This window comes from Streptomyces sp. MMS24-W38 (genome assembly GCF_059889265.1).
In genome coordinates, this window is sequence record NZ_JCBCPP010000001.1 from 545094 (window position 1) to 559932 (window position 14839).

General features: G+C 70.2%; 8 protein-coding genes and 4 pseudogenes. 7 read left to right on the forward strand and 5 right to left on the reverse strand.

The window, feature by feature from the left end:
- Window positions 1–23: 23 nt before the first annotated feature.
- Together AC6F7H_RS01465 and AC6F7H_RS01470 are read right to left on the reverse strand one after the other, a co-directional pair.
- Window positions 24–185: pseudogene (locus AC6F7H_RS01465) on the reverse strand (cold-shock protein); the annotation flags it as partial.
- A 66-nt stretch (window positions 186–251) separates the two neighbouring features.
- Window positions 252–626, reverse strand: a pseudogene (locus AC6F7H_RS01470) (DDE-type integrase/transposase/recombinase); the annotation flags it as partial.
- Between the two features lie 1084 nt (window positions 627–1710).
- Here AC6F7H_RS01470 and AC6F7H_RS01475 point away from each other — a divergent pair.
- The 4 genes and pseudogenes from AC6F7H_RS01475 to AC6F7H_RS01490 all read left to right on the forward strand — a co-directional run bounded on the left by AC6F7H_RS01475 (window position 1711) and on the right by AC6F7H_RS01490 (window position 5177).
- A complete protein-coding gene (locus AC6F7H_RS01475; RefSeq protein WP_500754583.1) occupies window positions 1711–2781 on the forward strand; it encodes a hypothetical protein in 1071 nt (356 codons plus the stop codon).
- Between the two features lie 632 nt (window positions 2782–3413).
- Window positions 3414–3899: pseudogene (locus AC6F7H_RS01480) on the forward strand (IS6 family transposase); the annotation flags it as partial.
- A gap of 41 nt (window positions 3900–3940) precedes the next feature.
- Window positions 3941–4714, forward strand: a pseudogene (locus tag AC6F7H_RS01485) (isopenicillin N synthase family dioxygenase); the annotation flags it as partial.
- Between the two features lie 304 nt (window positions 4715–5018).
- Complete coding sequence (locus tag AC6F7H_RS01490; RefSeq protein WP_500754694.1) at window positions 5019–5177, forward strand: hypothetical protein; 159 nt, start codon at window positions 5019–5021, stop codon at window positions 5175–5177.
- A gap of 57 nt (window positions 5178–5234) precedes the next feature.
- On the opposite strand, the gene AC6F7H_RS01495 is transcribed toward AC6F7H_RS01490, so the two are convergent.
- Window positions 5235–6041, reverse strand: coding sequence for an alpha/beta fold hydrolase (locus tag AC6F7H_RS01495; RefSeq protein WP_500754695.1), 807 nt, complete (start codon window positions 6039–6041; stop codon window positions 5235–5237).
- Window positions 6042–6410: 369 nt separating this feature from the next.
- Window positions 6411–7031: an NAD(P)H:quinone oxidoreductase gene (wrbA, locus tag AC6F7H_RS01500; protein ID WP_500754697.1), complete on the reverse strand. Its 621-nt coding sequence runs from the start codon at window positions 7029–7031 to the stop codon at window positions 6411–6413.
- Window positions 7032–7264: 233 nt separating this feature from the next.
- Between wrbA and AC6F7H_RS01505 the strand changes: the two genes are divergently transcribed.
- Window positions 7265–8026 carry a pirin family protein gene (locus tag AC6F7H_RS01505; RefSeq protein ID WP_500754698.1) on the forward strand — a complete coding sequence of 254 codons (762 nt, stop codon included), beginning with the start codon at window positions 7265–7267 and terminating at the stop codon, window positions 8024–8026.
- A gap of 510 nt (window positions 8027–8536) precedes the next feature.
- Window positions 8537–9145, forward strand: coding sequence for a YceI family protein (locus tag AC6F7H_RS01510; RefSeq protein WP_500754699.1), 609 nt, complete (start codon window positions 8537–8539; stop codon window positions 9143–9145).
- An 878-nt stretch (window positions 9146–10023) separates the two neighbouring features.
- Here AC6F7H_RS01510 and AC6F7H_RS01515 read toward each other — a convergent pair.
- The gene (locus AC6F7H_RS01515) at window positions 10024–11604 is read right to left on the reverse strand and encodes an outer membrane protein assembly factor BamB family protein (RefSeq protein ID WP_500754700.1); all 1581 of its coding nucleotides are present in this window, start codon (window positions 11602–11604) and stop codon (window positions 10024–10026) included.
- Between the two features lie 950 nt (window positions 11605–12554).
- Here AC6F7H_RS01515 and AC6F7H_RS01520 point away from each other — a divergent pair.
- The gene (locus AC6F7H_RS01520; RefSeq protein WP_500754702.1) at window positions 12555–13511 is read left to right on the forward strand and encodes a zinc-binding dehydrogenase; all 957 of its coding nucleotides are present in this window, start codon (window positions 12555–12557) and stop codon (window positions 13509–13511) included.
- Window positions 13512–14839 lie beyond the last annotated feature (1328 nt).

A 14839-nucleotide genomic window follows, 5' to 3' on the forward strand; every position in this document is an offset into this window, starting at 1 on the left:
GGGCGCTGGGGTCGGACGACGCGGATGTTCTCCGCCTGGAGGCCCTTCTGGCCTTGGGCGAGGTCGAACTCCACGTGCTGGCCCTCCTGCAGTTCGCGGTAGCCCTGCCCGGTGATGTTGGAGTAGTGGGCGAAGACGTCCGGGCCGCCGCCCTCCTGCGCGATGAAGCCGAAGGGCGTTGTCACGTTGTGGGGCGCGTGACTGTCTGATGGCGCGTCGGGGCCTGGTGAGCCCGCGGCCCGGGCTGTGCTTCAGGCCATGGTGGGCAGGTTGGCAGCGCCGGTGACCTGCTCCCAGACGGCGAAGCGGGTGGTCATCTCGGCGCGGTAGTGGGCGGCGGTCATCAGGTGGCGGTAAGGCCGGAAGCGGGGTGAGATGCCGCTGAAGGCGGACAGGAACTGCTGGACCCCACCCGCGCTACGGAAGCCCTTCATCGCGCGTTCGCGCCGCCTCGTCGGCTGGTGGGACTTCTCGACCCGGTTGTTCAAGTCCTTGTGGGAGCGGTGCTCGGCTGAGGGCATGACCTCGCGGTGGGCGGCGCCGTAGGAGCGGAGCTTGTCGGTGACGACCACCCGCGGCACCGCGCGCGTCTTCTTCATCAGGCGGCGCAAGAAACGCCTGGCCGCGGCACCACGGCCCGCAACGTCGCCAAGGCCGCCGCGGCCCGCAAGCCGCTCACCCTGATCTCCTACGCGCTGCGCGACGGCGAGGTCCACTGCTTGGCGAAAACGGGGCCGGCGTGAGCAGGCCGGAACCCGGCCGGCGCGCGATCGCGCACTGTCTGGCCCCCGCCTCGGCGGCGCGGCCGTCAACGTGATTGATCCCGCTTGCCGGAGCGGACCGCCCCATGCAGAGGGCCTGTTCGAACCGCACGGGCGGAACAGGGCACCGCGAAGGGATGACCGGCAGCCGAGCCTGCCCACCCGGGCTTGCCCGGGTTCTGATCAGGGCTGCGGGCCAGGTGACGACTGGCTCTCCGGCCCGGTGGCATCGGCTCCACCGACACGGCCGGGGGCGTGCGACAGCATCACCGCTGCCTGCCGGCGAAGGGAGGCGATCGCCTCGACCAGCCGGCCACGCAGGCCCGCATCCGCATCCATCCCGGCTGCCGCCGCGGTCGAGCCCGGACCGTCTGACTGGCCCGGGCCACCCGGTCCTGAGTCTTTCAAGCGAGCCGGTCCGCACGGGCACGCACCACGGCAGTGGCAACGGGCACCGCTGAGCCGGTGACCATCACGGCCCGGCCCCGCCTGCCGTCCCGCTGGACGCCGGTGTTCAGGCCGGCGCGATCGGGCCGGGAGCCGGTCAGCCCGAGCGGTGCCGCATGGGGCACCACGTCATCGACGCGAGGATTCACGCCCGGACCAACGCGTGATCAGGATTTTCGACACAGCGCCACCGCCGCCCTCACCCGTTCGGCCCACGCTGCCTCCACCGCGGCGCCCACCCGGGGCCGCGGGGCCGGGCCGCCCCGGGAAGGTCTTTTCCGCCCGGTGCCGTGGGCCCCACAGGGGTGGCGGGCGGCAGGCCCGAGGCGTCCCGGCCGGTCTGGGCCGCACCGGACGCGAAGTCGGCCGCCGGGCAATCCTGCCGGGGGTCCCACAGGATGGTCCCTGGTTGCCCGGCCTCGGCAATGCCCGGCAGGCAGCCGATGCCCGAGGCGCGGCGGGCGTGGGCCGGCCGCCTGACCCCACCCCCAGGGAGCACCCCATGGCAGTGATGCACCCCATGGCAGTGATGACGGACGCGCTCGTACCGGCGCTGGAGGACGTTCGTGCGGCGCATGAGGCGCTCGCAGGCCGATTGCGGGCGGATGCGACCATCACGCCGCCCGGCCCGTACCGGCAGATGCTCGAGCGCCAGGCGGACGACGTCCAAGACGGCCTCCAGCGCATCGAGCACCACATGCGCGAGCTGCGGCCCCGCGACATGGCCGGGAACACCGTGGATATGGCGCGGTTCATCTCGCGCGGCGCCGTGCGCACCGTCATGCTGCCGTTGACCATCGGATCCACGCTCGTGACGGACATGCTGCGCGGCCGGCGGCCCCACGACGAGCGGCGGCTGCTGAAAAACGCCCAGGACGAGTACGCGGTCACCGCCCGGGCGCTGGCGGCCTGCCGGGCCGGGCAGAGCATCGCCGAAGAGGCCCACGACCAGGCCACCGCCGACCTGCTCGCCGCACTGCGCCGCCAGGACGAGGAACTGCTCGAACAACTGGAGGACAGCGTCGCCCAGAACGCCCGGGCCGTGGCGGCCGCGGCCAACGGCTTCGTCCGGGAGAACGGCGGCGGCTGGGCCGACGCGGCCGCCCGCGCCGTGCGGACCGCCGCCAACCGGGTGCAAGACGTCGCCCAGACCGGCGGCCGGCGGGCCCGGGGTGCCGCCGGGGGCGCGGTGCGCGAGATGCCCGAGCCGACCCGCCTGGCCGAAAAGGTCCAGGGTGCGGTGACCCGGGAGGAGGAACTGCCGATCCCCCGCTTCAGCCGGCTCAGCGTCGACGAAATCCAGCGGCAACTGCGCGCACTCTCCCAGTCGGACCTGACGGTCATCGAGGGATACGAACGCACCCACTCCAACCGCCCCCCGGTCCTGGACACCATCGAGCAGCTGCGCGGCAGCGAACCCTGGCCCGGCTACGACACCATGGACCCGGACAAGCTCACCACCCGGTTGCAGAACGTCCCCGCCGGCATCGCCCGCCAGGTCCAGGAGTACGAACGGCGCCACCAGCAGCGCCAGAAGGTCATCTCCGCCGCCCAGGCGCGCACCATCTCCTGACGCCCACAGGCGCGCGTCTGCCGGTAGACGGGTGAGGGCAGGACAGCGCAGCGCGCTTGCGGAGGAACTCATGACAGCCCTGGAGTGCGATCTCTCGGTTTGGTGCCAATGGATGGCGTGTCGGTGGCGGGTTTTCGTGGTGGTGTCCGGACGTGCTGGTCAGCGCTCTGGGAATCGGCCTTGCCGCAGGTGTGGCCCCTGTCAGGAGAGGAGAGATCAGGGGTGTCGGTACGGTCACCGGGCGGTATACGCGCAGGTGGCGTACTGACACGAAGGTGAGAGATCGCAACCGGCCCGTGTCCGCCTCGACACTCCGAAGAAGACCTGCATATCAGTCCGTACGGACCACGACATCAGACTCCTACGCCGACACGCGGGCCCGCACCGTCAGCACATCGGCAGCCTGGATCGGCAGTCACCCTGCCGGGACAGCACGCCGACGCGCCCACCAGGACAGCCACGGCGCGGTGGCCGCGTTGACGGCCCGGCCGAACGCCTCCAGGGCGGTCTCCAGGCGCGCGGTGTTCTCCACGTCTGCCGGGGCGTTCAGCAACTGCCCGGTGGGGTGCTGTCACGTTGGCTGACCGGCCTGGGATGATCTTGGAGTTGATCGTGCGGGGAGGGGTTCGTTCGTGTCGTCCGCGTCGCCGTCGTACCAGGGCCATCGGTACCCGGTGGAGATCATCGCGCACGCGGTATGGCGGTACTTCCGCTTCCCGCTGTCGTTCCGGGAGGTCGAGGAGCTGATGCTCGAGCGCGGTGTCGCTGTGTCCTACGAGACGATCCGCCGATGGTGCCTGAAGTTCGGGCAGTCCTACGCCAACGCGCTGCGCCGCCGACGTCCCCGGTCCGGCGACACGTGGCACCTGGACGAGGTCTTCCTCACGATCAACGGCGAGCAGAAGTACCTCTGGCACGCGGTCGACCAGGACGGCAACGTGCTGAACATCCTGGTCCAGTCGAGGCGGGATGCCAAGGCCGCCAAGCGATTCCTCGCCAGGCTGCTGAAGAAGCAGGGCCGGGTACCGCGGGTGCTGATCACCGACAAGCTCCGCTCCTACGGCACCGCCCACCGGGAGCTGATGCCCTCCGCCGAGCACCGTGCCCACAAGGGCCTGAAGTTCCCCCAAGGCCGGGTAGTCAGGGCTTGGGGGAACTTCATTTCCGCGGTTACACCCGCATCGGAGACGAGCGCACCACGGGAAACCGCGACTGGCGCGACCAACTCGACATCGGCGCCGAGCGCCCCCCGCGCATACCGGGTCCCGGCGAGCCGTCGTTCTGGTGGCTCGAAGGTCCCAGTCAGTGGCCCGCGGCCCTGCCGGAACTACGCACCGTCGCCCTGAACTGGATCGGCCGACTGTCCGAGGTGGCGGACCGGCTGCTCCGCGAACCACTGACCGCCGTCGGAGCCCCGTCCGATTTCTACGCGCCCGCCTTCGCCGAACGGCCGCATCTGCACCTCAAGTTGGCCCGCTATCCCGGCCGGGCCCCGGACGGAAACGATCAAGGGGTCGGCGCGCACAAGGACTACGGCTTCCTCACTCTGCTTCTCCAGGACGACGTGGGCGGCCTGCAGGTACAGCGATCGGACGGAACCTTCCGCGAAGTGCCCCCACTGCCCGGCGCGTTCGTGGTCAATCTCGGGGAGTTGCTGGAGGTGGCCACCAACGGCTACCTCAAGGCCACCAACCATCGCGTCGTGAGCCCCCCCGGCACCCGTGAGCGGTTCTCGGTGCCCTTCTTCTACAACCCGCGCCTGGAAGCGCGCGCCGATCCGGTGCCCTTCCCGAACGCCCACCTGGCACCAGGCGCGACGCGGGATCCGGCCAACCCGCTGTTCGCCGAGTACGGCCGCAACGAACTCAAAGGCCGGCTCCGCGCCCATCCCGAGGTCGCTCGCCGCCACCATCCCGGACTCGTCGGGGCGTGAGGTACCGGCCGGTCCTGCTCCATGCCGTACGTGCCGGGCGGCCCGGTGGACGACAGCCGACAGCCCGCCGGGGACGAGGTGTGACCCGTCCCCGGCGGGGCGTTCACCGGCCGGCGTCCCCGTTGACAGTCGTGTGAAGGCGCTGCTCCATGCCTCGCTGAAGGTGCGCGCGCATCTCGGCGCGCCACCTCGGCCGAGTGGTCGCGCAGGGCTTGGAGGACGCGCTCGTGTTCGGTGTGCAGCGCCTCCGGCTCGCCGAGCCGAGGAACCGGACGTCGTCAAGAGCACGTCACGGGCTCCGCGGATGAACGCCCACGGCGAGAGGATCATCGGCGGCATCCGGCGCGAGGCCCTCGGTCACGTCCTGACCGTGACCGGGGCCAACGCCCGCCTGGTCCTGGCTGCCTGCAGCGACATGACAACGCCCGCCGAATGCTGCGGACCCGGATCCTCGACGGCGTGATCGGCGAGTACCGCTGCATCGCTTGACGGGCGACGATGTCTTTTCGAGCGGCACACGTTACGACAGCGAGGGGAACTGGGCGAGGAAACCGGCGAGGACCTCGTTGAAATCCCCGGTGCGCTCCAGATTGGGCAGGTGCCCGGCCCCGTCGACAACCGCGAGGGTCGCGTCGGGGATCTGCTGCTGGAGCAACTCCGCATCCTGGACGGTGGTGAACGAATCGTCCCGGCCGACCACGACCAGAGTGGGAACGGTGATCCGATCGAGCATTCCGGTGTAATCCGGCCGTTCGGCGCGGCTGCGCAGCGCCACGGCCGCACCCTCCGGCGGCGCCCCGCGCATCATGCGCAGCACGTGTTCGGCCACGGCGGGCTGGGCCTCGACGTTGTAGGGCGCCACCATCGAGGTGAGGACCTCATCGGCGTACCCGGCCATCCCCTCGGCCCCCAGCCGATCGGCGGTCTCGTACCGCCAGGCCCGCTTCTCCTCGGTGTCGGTCTGAGCGAACGAGTCCGCGATGAGCAAGGCACGCACCCGTTCGGGGAACAGTCGGTAGAACTCCAGGGCGAGCTGTCCTCCCATGGAGATCCCACCGATCACTGCGGAGCCCACGCCCAGATGGTCGAGCAGGGCAGCGAGGTCGCGGGCGTACTCCTCCCAGTGAGTCTTTCCCGGGACGACGGTGGTCTCGCCGAAACCACGCAGATCCGGCACGATCAGCCGGTACAGAGGCCCGGCGAACTTCACCAGCTGCGGCTCCCACAGGGTCCGGTCGAAGGGGTGACCGTGGATCAGCAGTACAGGCTCGCCACTGCCCTCGTCCTCGTACCCCACCTGTATGCCGTTGACCGAGGTGATAGCCACTGATTCCTCCCGCGGACGGCCGGGTTGATCGCCAGGCCTGTGAGCTGGGTCTTGACACGATCTTGCCGCAATGCCGTCTGATCGGCAGGCGCATCGACCGTACTGACCGGTCCGCTCATCACAAGACCTCTCTCTCCGTGTCCTTCCCCGCTGAATCGAGGATGGGCTCCGTGCGATCGTGCGGCACCCGGGAACGTCCCGAGGCTCGTGCCGGTGCAGAAGCGGCGGTGCGCGGGGAAAGCCGGTGCCGCTCGGGAATCTGTCCGCCGGCTGGGCGCGGATCGGTCGGATCCGTGACGGCCCGTCGGCCGCACCCCGTTGTGCAGCCGACGGGCCGGGCTCCGGTCCGCTCCCGGAGAAGGGGCCGGCTCAGGCGGCGGCGAGGCCGGCCTTGAGGGCGGAAGCGATCTTGACGACGCGCTCGGCCTGGACGCGGGCGGCGGTGCGGGTGGTGTCGTCGACCGGGTTGTTGCCCTGGGCGTCGACGTGGGAGGTGCCGTAGGGGTTGCCGTCGGCGAACTTGGCGGGGTCGGTGTAGCCGGGGGCCACGACGATGCCGCCGAAGTGGTGGACGGAGTTGTACAGCGCCAGCAGGGTGGACTCCTGGCCGCCGTGGGCGGTGGAGGTGGCGGTGAAGCCGCTGTAGACCTTGTCGGCGAGCTTGCCCTGGGCCCACAGGCCGCCGAGGGTGTCGATGAACTGCTTGAGCTGCGAGGCGATGTTGCCGAAGCGGGTGGGCGAGCCGAAGATCACGGCGTCGGCCCACTCGATGTCGGCCGGGGTGGCGACGGGGATGTCGGCGGTGGCGGCGGCGTTGGCGGCCCAGGCCGGGTTGGAGTCGATCGCGGCCTGCGGGGCCAGCTCGGCGGCCTTGAGCAGGCGGACCTCGGCGCCGGCCTTCTCCGCTGCCTCGGCGATCTCCTTGGCCATCTCGGCGACGATGCCGGTGGAGGAGTAGTAGACGACGGCGAGCTTGGTCTGGGTGCTCACTGCTGCGGTCTCCGTTCGGTTGGTGTCGGGTGTGCGGTTACGGCTGAAGATGCCCATGACAGCTTTCGTTCTGGTGCTGAAACACCCACTGACGGGTATTGGTTGAACGGTAAACCATTGCGAGGGCATCCGCGCCGGCGGGGGCGGAGGAGCAGCCGAGCTCACAGATTGGTATAACGTTCAACTAAACCCCGGTCCGATGACCTGCACCCACCGACGACAAGGACACCGCCATGGCCTCCGCCCTCGACGTCCGCCGCGCCGGCGAGCGCTTCCACACCCGCGCCGGCTGGCTCGACTCCCGGCACTCCTTCTCCTTCTCCCGCCACTGGGATCCCAAGAACACCCGCTTCGGACTGCTGCTGGTCTCCAACGACGACGTCGTCGCGCCGGGCACCGGCTTCGACACCCACCCCCACCACGACATGGAGATCATCACCTGGGTGCTGGACGGCGGTCTGGTCCACCAGGACTCCGAGGGCCACAACGGGGTGATCTACCCGGGCCTCGCCCAGCGGATGAGCGCCGGCACCGGCATTCTCCACAGCGAGAAGAACGACTCCTGGACCCTCACCGGCGAGCCCGCCCATCAGGACCCCGTCCACTTCATCCAGATGTGGGTCATCCCCGACGAGGCCGGCATCAAGCCCGGCTACGAGCAGCTCGACATCAACGACGAACTCGCCCGCGGCGGCTGGACCACCCTCGCCTCCGGCATGCCCCGGCACGCCCACCAGCGCGCGATCGGCATCCGGCAGAAGCACGCCGCCCTGCACGTCGCCCGCATCCGCCCCGACGAGACCCTCCCGCTCGTCACCGCTCCCTTCACCCATCTCTTCCTCGCCCGCGGCAGCGCCGAACTGGAGGGTGCGGGCCCGCTGGCCACCGGTGACGCGGCCCGCATCACCGGCGCGGAGGGCCAGCGCATCACCGCCGGCCCCGACGGCGCCGAGGTCCTGATGTGGGAAATGCACGCCGCCGTCACCACGGCGTGACACGCGCACCGATCCGTGCAGCCAGCCTGTGGGTACGATCTGACGAAAGTTTCCGCAACGCGGCCGGTTCAACGGATCCCCGGTCCGGGGCCGAAGACCGGCCGGCGGAAGCACGCAGCGCATACGGGCTCCGCGCCGGACCGCCCAGGCCGAGAACCAGCCGGCGTCGTTCCAGCCCTCCGGGCGTACCGCGGGGATCGACGTCTGCGCACCGTCGCGTCCCAGGCACTGCCGCACCACCGCGTCCGCGCCCCGCTCGCGCAACTGCTCCAGGGCGGTGACTCCCCGGGGGTGGGTGTCGTACCGGCGGGGCGCCCAGGAGCGGCGGCCCGCCTCCTCCGGCACGGCAACCGTGTGGGCGGCCTTCCCGTCCGTGGTGTCGGCGGATTCTCGTGGCTGCCGTGCTCAGGCTGCCGGACCGTCGGAAGTGCAAGAATCCCCCTGGAATTGATTCAAACCTCAACATGTTGAGGGAGGGCGGAAGACATTCCCTCCCCGAAGGACGACCCCATGGGCCTGTTCACCCGCCGCCGCGCCACCGCTCCCGCCCCGGCCGCCGACTCGGCCTCCGCCCCGGCCACCGCCCGGTTGACCGGCATCTGGACCATCGACCCCGCGCACAGCAGCATCGCCTTCGTCGCCCGGCACGCCATGATCACCAAGGTCCGCGGCACCTTCGAAGACTTCGACGGCCGCCTGTACCTGGACGACGAGCACCCCGGGCGCAGCACCGCCGACGTGACCCTCAAGGCCGCCAGCCTCCACACCCGCCAGAAACAGCGCGACCAGCACCTGCGCAGCGCCGACTTCTTCCACGTCGAGGCCCACCCCGAACTGTCCTTCCGCAGCACCTCCGTACAGCAGCTCTCCACGGACACCTACCGCCTGACCGGCGACCTGAGCATCAAGGGCGTCACCCGCCCGGTCGTCCTGGACCTGACCCACACCGGCACGGCGACCGATCCCTTCGGCAACGAGCGCGCCGGCTTCGAGGGCTCCACCACGGTCGACCGCACCGACTGGGGCCTGACCTGGAACAGCGTGCTGGAGACCGGCGGCGTGCTGGTCGGCGAGAAGGTGAAGCTGGAGTTCGACGTCTCCGCGATCCGCGCCGCCTGACCACCGCCCCCGCGGGCCACTGTGATCACAGTGGAATCGCGCCCCGGCCACGCCGGCCCCTCCGCCTCCCGGGACGCCGCGGACCTGAAGGGGATCGCAGCACGGAAGGCACGGGTCGGGTCACCGGAGTGGTACACGCAAGTGATCGTGGCTCTGTGTGCGTTCGGGGCCGGGGTGGTACTGGGCCCCGGCAGTGGGACCCCGGCGTGGGCCCGGCATCGACGCGGTCCGTGCGGTCATCAACGCAAGACGTGGCCTGCCCGGCGGTCACGGTGTTCCTCCCGGAGGTGGTCTCCATGCACGGCAGTGCCCACGAAGCGGGAAGTGCAACCGCGGTGCTGTCGGCCATGGTTCATGCTCTGTCTCCTAGGATTTCGGGCGCCGAAGAAGGACGGCGCATGAGACGACGCATTGAATGAGGTGTTCGCCCGGGCCGTGGCAGCGGTGGCTGCGGAACCTCCACGCGGGGCGCGGGGGTGGTATGCGGTGCCATGACCACTGCTGTCCCTTAAGCGGTCATGACACCGCATACCACCCCCGCTGTCCTGTGACGCCCGCCCACATGTGGTGCAGGGGCGGCTCAGGCCACGTCACTTGCCCACCGGCGTACGGCAGCCCAAGCAGTGGCGGCTTCGGTGCCCCGGTCCCCCAGCGATGTGAAAGGTCGTGCGGTGCTCCAGGCTGCCCCAGTAGGCGTGTCCGTGGTCCTCGGCACCAGCGGCGGTCGACCGGTTACGTGCACGCGCTGACGCTCGGCTGTGGTCGGGCCGTGGACGTGGCTCGCTGCACGGCCTCGGCGTGCTCCCCGGGCGCGGTGTCCGTGCCGGGGCGCGCCGAGGCCGTGCGGTTTCACGGCTTCAGCAGGCGAGGTGAGGAGGCTAGTTCTTGCTGCCCTTGCCGACGGAGAAGGCGTACAGCTTGTTGTTCGTGCCCTTGTCCGGCCACATCGCCGAGGTGTATCCGGAGCCCCAGTAGACCGAGCCGTTGACCACTGCGGCACCGCCGACGACCGAACCACCGCTGGCGAAGTCCCACTTCACCTTGCCGGTCTTGGCGTCGAGGGCGTACATGTTGTTGCCCTTGGGAGCCATGGAGCCGCCGTAGACGACTCCGTTGGCGCTGGTCACGAAGCCGTGGGCCTTGTGGCCCTGCGGGTCGGCGGTCTGCCACAGGAGCTTGCCGGTGGCGGCGTCGAGGGCGGCCCAGAAGCCTCCCGTGGTGGTCGACTTCTCACCCGTCGCCGAGGTGATGGTGGTGGGGACGTTGTCGTAGTTGGTGACCGCGACGTAGACGCGCTTGCCGTCGGTCGCGGAGCCCCACTGGATGCCGCCGCCGAGGCCGCCGGGGCCGGCCTGCGTCTGCCAGACGACCTTGCCCGTGGCCGGGTCGAGCGCCCAGTAGACGCCGCTCTTCTGGCCCACCCCGAGCAGGTCGGTGCGCTTGCCGTCCACCGTGGTCGTGTAGAGGTTCGGGCCCGACCCGAAGTCGTAGTCCGGACCGTTCGGCTTCTCGATCGTCCACTGGTCGGCCTCGAGGGTGTGGCGGGCCCAGGCGACCTTGCCGTCCTTCAGGTCGAACGCGACGATCGCGTCCTGATGGTTGTCGGGGGAGGCGGGGGTGCACCCGGTCGCGTCCGGGGTCGCGCAGACGCCTTCCGGAACCGAGTAGTTGTTACCGGTGGCCACGTACACCAGGCCGCGCTCGAGGTCCACGGCGGGGTGGCTGCCCCACACCGCGCCGCCCGTGTATCCCTCCGGCACCGTGTGGGTCTTCCACAGGATCTCACCGGTGTCCACGCTCACCGCGACGACGCTGCCGCGGAAGGTCGGCTCGCCGGGCATCCCCTCGGACTTGGACGACACGCCCACGTACGCCACGCCGTCGGCGATCACCGGCGAGCCGGTGACAAGCGCCGCCTCATGGTCGTCGATCTGCGTCTTCCACAGGGGGGCGCCGGTCTTGGCGTCGGCGCTCAGGAGGTAGGCGCCCTCGGTGGTCTTCATGGACGGAACGCCCTCGCCGAAGACCAGCTTGCCGTCCGCGTAGGCGGGGCTGGTCCGGGAGACGTCACCCTCGATCCCACTGTACGTGCTCACCGGCTTGGACCAGAGGGCCTTGCCCGTCTTGGTGTCCACGGCGTGGAGCTTGCCGCTCCAGTCCGGCACGTACGCGACGCCGTCCACCACGGTCGGCGTGGCGGAGATGTCACCGCCGGCCGTGAAGGTCCAACGCGCCTTCAGGTTCTTGACGTTGTTCGCGTTCAGGATTTTCTCGGACGCGGCGTTGCGGGTGTTGTGGGAGTCATGGCCCGCGGAAGTCCAGTTCGCGGGCGGCTTCGGGTCGGCCGCGGAGGCGGTCCCGGTGGTCCCTGCGAACGCCGCGGCGACGACGGCCGCAGCCAGCGGCACGCCCACGACTGCGGACCTCAGCGTCCGCGACTTCGGGCTCCGTGTTGACATGCGAAAACTCCTTCGTGCTGTGCGGCGGTGCGGAGCCGTGCCGGCTGCGGCCTGTTCGGCCGTGGTCTTCGGCTTGCTCCTCGGCGCGTCACAGGAGTGGTCGTCTCGGCCGCGCCGCCCGCCGTTGGTTGAACACTAAACTATCTTTTCGGCGGGTCGACCCCCGGGGGGCTCGCAGCGAGCCGGAACACACCACCCTTGCGGCCCCAATCCCGGTGCTGCTTCGGCTGGTTGACCCTCACGTGCTTCGCCGAGAAATTACCGGTGCCGACCCGGCGGGACCGCCGGCGCGTGTGGGCGTCAGCCGCACGACCATCCGCCGCCGCGAGGCGGGGGTGGATCCGCCCGGCGCGGTCCGGGATCCCGTGCGCGGCCGGCTGATCCCGGTCGGTGACCTGCTCGCCCCCGACCCCGGCCGCCCGCACCGACCCCGCCCGACGAGAGGCGGCCTCCCCGCCTCTCCACGCCACCCTGGCCGGGAGAGGGCGACGTCACCGAGGGCCGGAAAGCACCCCTGGGGCCGGGGTCCGTCCCCGCTGCGCGGGGAGCGGCCGACGACGGCCTGAGTCGGGTTCGGGTGGCCGCCGGTGCGCGCCGACCACCCCTGCCGCCGGGGCGGGCTGCCGTTCCGTCTCGACCGGCGGCGGTTTCCTCCTGCCCGTCGATGCGGTTGATCTCGGCCGCGCGAAGGCCGCGGAAGGCCGGATTATTTCCCTCCGGGCGAGGCGACAGCGGTGAAATAGCCCACGCGGCAGAAAGTTCATCTTTAAACAATGTCCGGGTAGTTTCGGCGATGGGCCCACCACCTCGGGGCACCGTCCGAACCGTCCGGAGCGAGCCTCCCACGAGCGCCGTCCGGATCGAGAGACAAGAGAAAGCCCATCCAGCCCGGACGGACGGCGTCATCCGGCGTCGTCCCCCGACGCACGTATGCAAGGACACGCGACACCATGAAATCCTGGCGCTTCCACGGAACCAACCAGCCGCTCACCTCGGAGGAGGTGGCAGCGCCGCACGCGGGACCGGGCGAGGTCGTCGTCGACGTCAAGGCCGCCGGTCTCTGCCACTCCGATGTCAGCGCGATGGACGACGCGGGCTGGATGTCGATGTTCCCGCGGATCCCGATGACGCTCGGGCACGAGAACGCCGGCGTGATCAGCGAGGTCGGCGAGGGCATGGACCACTGGAAGATCGGCGACCGCGTCGGCCTCTCGCCGATGATGCCGGACGGCGACGCCATCGGCTACGGCGCCTGGGACGGCGGCTACGGACCCAAGGTGCGCGCGACCGAGGCGAATCTGGTGCGACTGCCGGACGAGGTGTCGTTCGAGCTGGGCGCGATGGCGACCGACGCGGGCCTCACCTCGTACCACGCCATGGTCACGCTCGGCGGAGCGAAGAAAGGCATGCGGGTCGGTGTGATCGGCCTCGGCGGCCTCGGCTACATCGGCGCCCGCACCGCCGTCCTCAAGGGCGCCGAGGTGTACGCGGCCGACGTGAACCCGGCCACCCGGGAGCTCGCCGCCGAGGTCGGCCTGGCGGGCGTCGGCGAGTCGATCACCGAGTTCGCGGACAAGGACCTCGAGCTCATAGTGGACTACGCGGGCTTCGGCACCACCACCGCCGAGGCACTCGAGACACTCGGCGAATTCGGCACGCTGGTGCAGGTCGGCATGGGCCGCCTCGAGTCCACGATCAGCACCGGCGCGATCATTCTGAAGCAACTGCGGGTCCTCGGCTCCAAGTCGGGCACGAAGCAGGATCTCGAGGAGCTCTACGACCTCATGCGGTCGGGCGACCTCAACCCGCCGCTGAACCGCATCACGCCGGACCGGATCCCCGAGGGGCTGGAGCGCCTCCGCAAGGGCGGTGTCGTCGGCCGCATCATCGCCCTGTACGAGGACTGAGCCGACAAGCACGGCAAAAGCCTGCGGTGGCCCCGGACCGAAGCGGTTCGGGGCCACCGCTGCCCGGCGAACGCGACCGCCTCCGGGTGCGACGGTCCAGCCTCACCTGGTGCGACGTGCAGGCGGACGACGGTCTTGGTCCGGTCATAGCCGATCGACATCGGCACCCCTCTGATATGCGGGTCTCGCTGCCGAGCTCCGGGAACGTCGCACTGCCTCAGCCGATCGGTCAGGCCGGGTTCGAGCACGCGCCGAAGCCCTCATCTGAAGCATCGGTTGCTGGAGGTGTGCACTCGCGGCGGCGTTGTCACGTCAGCTGACCGCCTGAGATGATCTTGTAGTTGATCGTCTGGATGCTGGTCCTCCAGGGTGCGCTCCAACAGCCTTGAGATGTTGACAGGCCTGACCGGCCATGAACAGGTCGCGCACGGAATCCCCCCGCGTCCCTCCCCGCGCGCTCCTCTCCGCATCCCCGTAGACCGTACCGGCCCTGGGCCAGGCAGCTCCGCGAACCACCGGCAGCTCCGACCTCGCCGGGCCCGACGGTGCCCGGGTGGTCGCGTGCACGGTCAGCCATCCGCACAGCCTCGAAGGGACAGGCAATGCCGAGACACCCCCGGAGGCATTGAACTTTGCGGGAGCGACGGGCGTGCACCGGTCGATCGCGCCGAGTTCCCGGGCCGCATGCCGCCCATCGGCCGTGGAGTCTTGTCGTCACCGCGTCCTGGCCTCCGTACTCGAGAGAGGAGAACCGGAGCGCAACGATGCCCACGACAGACGCAGAAACCCACCTGCTCAAAAGCCCCGCCGGCCCGCACCTGCGGGGCTTCTCGTCGAACGCCGCTGTCACAGAAGCCCCTGTCACGCAGACTTGCAGGAAGGCGGACGGCATCATGCCACGGGAGCCGGAACCTCCCAGGTCGCATCGCGTTTCAGGACAGTCTCCACCGTCGGGCAGGCCGTAGTCCGAATTTCCGATTTCAGCTCAAAGACGCGGTGCGGGCTCTTTGACGAAGCGGACAAGATCCTCTCGAATGAAGCCTGAGCGGCGAATCCGCAGAGGCCGGCGGACGAGTCGGGTTGTACGCCGGGTTCTGTTCCCGGGGTTCCTCGCGGAGTCCGGGGCGACGGCCATACATCCAGGACCAGTGTTGCCGCCGGCCTCGTGCGGTCCACCCGCGGACTCGGGCCGGCATCCCTGATGCGTCCGCGCAGAGACACCGAAGTGTCTCCTCTTGGCCTTGCTCCGGGTGGGGTTCATCCCAGGACCGGGAAGTCGAGGGGGTCCGGTCAGGGTGATGACGGTGGTCACGCGGGTCTTGCCGCCG

Coding starts and splice junctions, on each gene's coding strand:
- AC6F7H_RS01475 (WP_500754583.1), top strand. CDS start 1,711: ATGGCAGTGATGCACCCCATGGCAGTGATGACGGACGCGCTCGTACCG.
- AC6F7H_RS01510 (WP_500754699.1), top strand. CDS start 8,537: ATGGGCCTGTTCACCCGCCGCCGCGCCACCGCTCCCGCCCCGGCCGCC.
- AC6F7H_RS01490 (WP_500754694.1), top strand. CDS start 5,019: ATGAACGCCCACGGCGAGAGGATCATCGGCGGCATCCGGCGCGAGGCC.
- AC6F7H_RS01505 (WP_500754698.1), top strand. CDS start 7,265: ATGGCCTCCGCCCTCGACGTCCGCCGCGCCGGCGAGCGCTTCCACACC.
- AC6F7H_RS01520 (WP_500754702.1), top strand. CDS start 12,555: ATGAAATCCTGGCGCTTCCACGGAACCAACCAGCCGCTCACCTCGGAG.
- AC6F7H_RS01515 (WP_500754700.1), bottom strand. CDS start 11,604: ATGTCAACACGGAGCCCGAAGTCGCGGACGCTGAGGTCCGCAGTCGTG.